This window comes from Actinoallomurus acaciae (genome assembly GCF_042429965.1).
GTDB lineage: Bacteria > Actinomycetota > Actinomycetes > Streptosporangiales > Streptosporangiaceae > Actinoallomurus > Actinoallomurus acaciae.
Map to the genome: position 1 here is coordinate 1 of NZ_JBHLZP010000763.1, position 3,005 is coordinate 3,005.

At 71.9% G+C, this 3,005-nt stretch carries 3 protein-coding genes; all 3 read left to right on the top strand.

What is annotated here, in order from left to right; genetic code table 11:
• The coding region (locus ACFFNX_RS46570) for a helix-turn-helix domain-containing protein (protein WP_378212783.1) at positions 1 to 281 on the top strand (281 nt) is incomplete at its 5' end.
• A gap of 117 nt (positions 282 to 398) precedes the next feature.
• Positions 399 to 1,625 (top strand): polysaccharide pyruvyl transferase family protein, encoded by a 1,227-nt coding sequence (locus ACFFNX_RS46575; protein WP_378212785.1) that lies wholly within the window; start codon positions 399 to 401, stop codon positions 1,623 to 1,625.
• Positions 1,594 to 3,005, top strand: a 1,412-nt coding sequence (locus ACFFNX_RS46580) for a right-handed parallel beta-helix repeat-containing protein (protein ID WP_378212786.1), incomplete at its 3' end; no start/stop codon positions are given. The genes ACFFNX_RS46575 and ACFFNX_RS46580, both read left to right, overlap by 32 nt.

Below are 3,005 nucleotides of genomic sequence, written 5' to 3' on the forward strand. Positions count from 1 at the left end.
CCCGCGTCCGCGTCCGGCTGCGGGAGTTCGGCGTCCGGCGCCGCGACCGGCCGGGGGAGCGCCCGGCCTCCGGGTGGGCCTCGCTCACCGACACCGAACGCGCCGTCGCCGCGCTCGTCGCCGAGGGCCTGACCAACCCCCAGGTCGCCACCCGCATGTTCATCTCACCGCACACCGTGAAGTTCCACCTGGGCCAGGCCTTCCGCAAACTCGGCATCGGCTCGCGCGTCGAGCTGGCCCGCCTCGTCGCCGGGCATGACCCGGCCGCCCGGAGTGAATGATCCAGCCGCCCGGCGCGAAGATGTCCTCGGTGCCCTGTTGACGCAGGTCCGCCGCGGGATGCGATGGTGGAGTGAACACACATCGTCACAGGTCGGTGCCGAGGTGGTGATCGGGGGATGCCGGATTCCGGGGATCGCGTGCTCCGGATCGGAGTGCTCGGCTCCTACGGGGGCCTGAACCTCGGCGACGAGGCGATCCTCACCTGCGTGCTGAACGGCCTCCGGCAGATCCGCCCGACGGCGGAGTTGATCATCTTCAGCCGTCACCCGGAGGACAGCCGGCACCGTTTCGGCGTGACCGCGGTGCCCTACACCGGAGTGTCACAGAACCGGCTGATCGAGGCGGAGACCGGGCTGGACCTGCTGGTCCTCGGGGGAGGCGGCGTCCTGCACGACGGCCAGGCGAGCGCGGTCCTGCGGCCGGTACGGCTGGCGCAGGAACTCGGCATCCCCACCTTCGGCTACGCGATCGGCGCCGGGCCGCTGACCGACCGGGCGGAGATCCGCGTCGTCCGCGAGGTCGTGGAGAACCTGACCGATCTGACGGTACGGGACCACGAATCGGTCCTGGTGCTGGAGAACGCCGGGGTCGGCCGGCAGATCTCGGTGACCGCCGATGCCGCGATCCTGCTCGAACCGGAGGAGTTCACCGAGGAGATGCTGCTGCGCGAGGGCATCGACAGTCACGACCGCCTGGTCGGCATGTCGGTACGCGAGCCGGGCCGGGCGGCCGACCATCTCGACGAGGCCAGCTACCACGAGCTGCTCGCGAACGCCGCGGACTTCATGACCTGCCGGCTCCAGGCCCAGACGGTGTTCGTGCCGATGGAACGGGGCGACATCACGCACGCCCACGCGGTGCTGTCGGCGATGAACGCCCCCGAGACCGCCCGGATCCTCAACCGCGCGTACCGCCCCGCGCAGATCGCCGGGCTGATGCGCCACCTGGACTTCGCCGTGGGCATGCGCCTGCACTTCGTGATGTTCGCCGCGAGCGCCGGGGTGCCCGTCCTGCCGCTGCCCTACGCCGGCAAGGTCTTCGACTTCGCGCAGGTGGTCGGCGCGCCCGCGCTGACCGGCGTGGCGCGGAGGGAGACCGGGCCCCTCCTGGCCGAGCTCGACCGGCTGTGGGACGAGCGCGACGCCTGCACCGAACGCCTGCGGCAGCGCTTCACGGTGCTGCGCGAGCGCGCGCTGCAGAACCTGGAACGCTGCCGCGCGCTGATCGACGGCCTGGAGGTCCAGGCCTCGCCACAAGCCTCGCCACAGGCCTCGCCAACGGCCGACATGGGCGCGAACCTGGGAGGAGCGGATGCCGGACCCGTTCGTCCACAACGCCCGTGACCACGGCCTGGCCGGTGACGGCAAGACCAACGACCAGCCCGCGCTCCAGGCCCTCGTCCACCGGCTCGGAGATGCCTGCGCCTCGGACGGCCGGCCCCGGACGGTCTACTGCCCGTCCGGGCTGTACGTCATCCAGGACGAGGCCACCATCTGGCGCAGCGGGGTCTCCCTGATCGGGGCGGGCCCGGCGGCCACGTGTTTCGCCCTGTCCAACCCCGGCAACCCCGAAGCCCCCACACCGCTGGCCTACTTCACCGCCCTGCGGCACGGGGCGAGCCCCGGCAACCCGATCGCCGACTGCACCTTCGCGCACTTCGAGATCGACGGCTCGGGCATGGTCCTGCCCGAGTACGACGTGTACGCGAAGGGACTGGGCCTGCAGTTCGTCCTGCGCGGCCGGTTCCGCGACCTGTACATCCACGACACGCCCGCGACCGGATTCGGCTGTGACTTCCTCCAGGACTCCTTCGTGGAGGGGCTTCTCGTCGTGCACTGCGGGCGGCTGGAGAACGGCGAGTGGCTGGGCGGGGCCGGCATCGGCATCGGGACCGGCGGCTGGGGGCCCACCGAGCGGTGCACCGTCTCCTCCTGTACGGCGGTGCGCAACGGCACCAGCGGCATCTTCTTCGAACTGCAGAACCGCCAGTGGGCACCGACCCGTGGCATCCGTGTGATCGGCTGCCACTCGGAGGCCAACCGGTTCGGGATCTCCGACTGGGGCGCCGAGGGCCTGATCGTCTCCGGCTGCACGCTCATCGCCAACCACCAGGCCGGCTACGACATCTCGGCCCTGGGCACCTCCGCGGTCGCCGGACGCGGCGGGATCGTCACCGGCTGCGTGATCGAGGACAACGTCTGGGACGGCGTCGCGGTCGGCAACACCCCCGGCCCCTACACCTTCTCGGGCAACCGGATCAGCTGCAACGGCCGCTACGGGTACTGGCAGCACAACCTGGCCGGGGGCACGCAGGAGGCCGCGACGGACATGATCATCGAGGCCAACGAGTTCTGGGGCAACGGTCTGGAGGGGATCTACGTGGCCTCGGCGCTCAGCGCCCCCGCCATCGGCGGGAACCGGATCCGCAACAACGGCCGGCGGGTCGAGCCCGCGGCGAGCGGCGGGGGCTCGACGGTCCGCTACACGGCGCAGTCGCTGATCGACACCGCGGCCCGCTGGCGGCCGAACGGGCACATCGGAAAGTGGGTCACGGCCGACGCGCAACAGGCCGTCGTCATGGCCAACACCGAGACCGAACTCGTCCTCGCCCCGGTGCGCCCCGGCGCGACGACGGCATGGGCCGAGGGCACGCCCGAGCCCGGCGCGCCGTACCGGCTGCCCGGCACGCCCGGCGTCCGGGCCGGTATCACCCTGGCCGCCGG

What these genes read in the sequence shown, in the direction of transcription:
- ACFFNX_RS46575 (WP_378212785.1), top strand. Translation starts at nt 399, where the DNA reads ATGCCGGATTCCGGGGATCGCGTGCTCCGGATCGGAGTGCTCGGCTCC.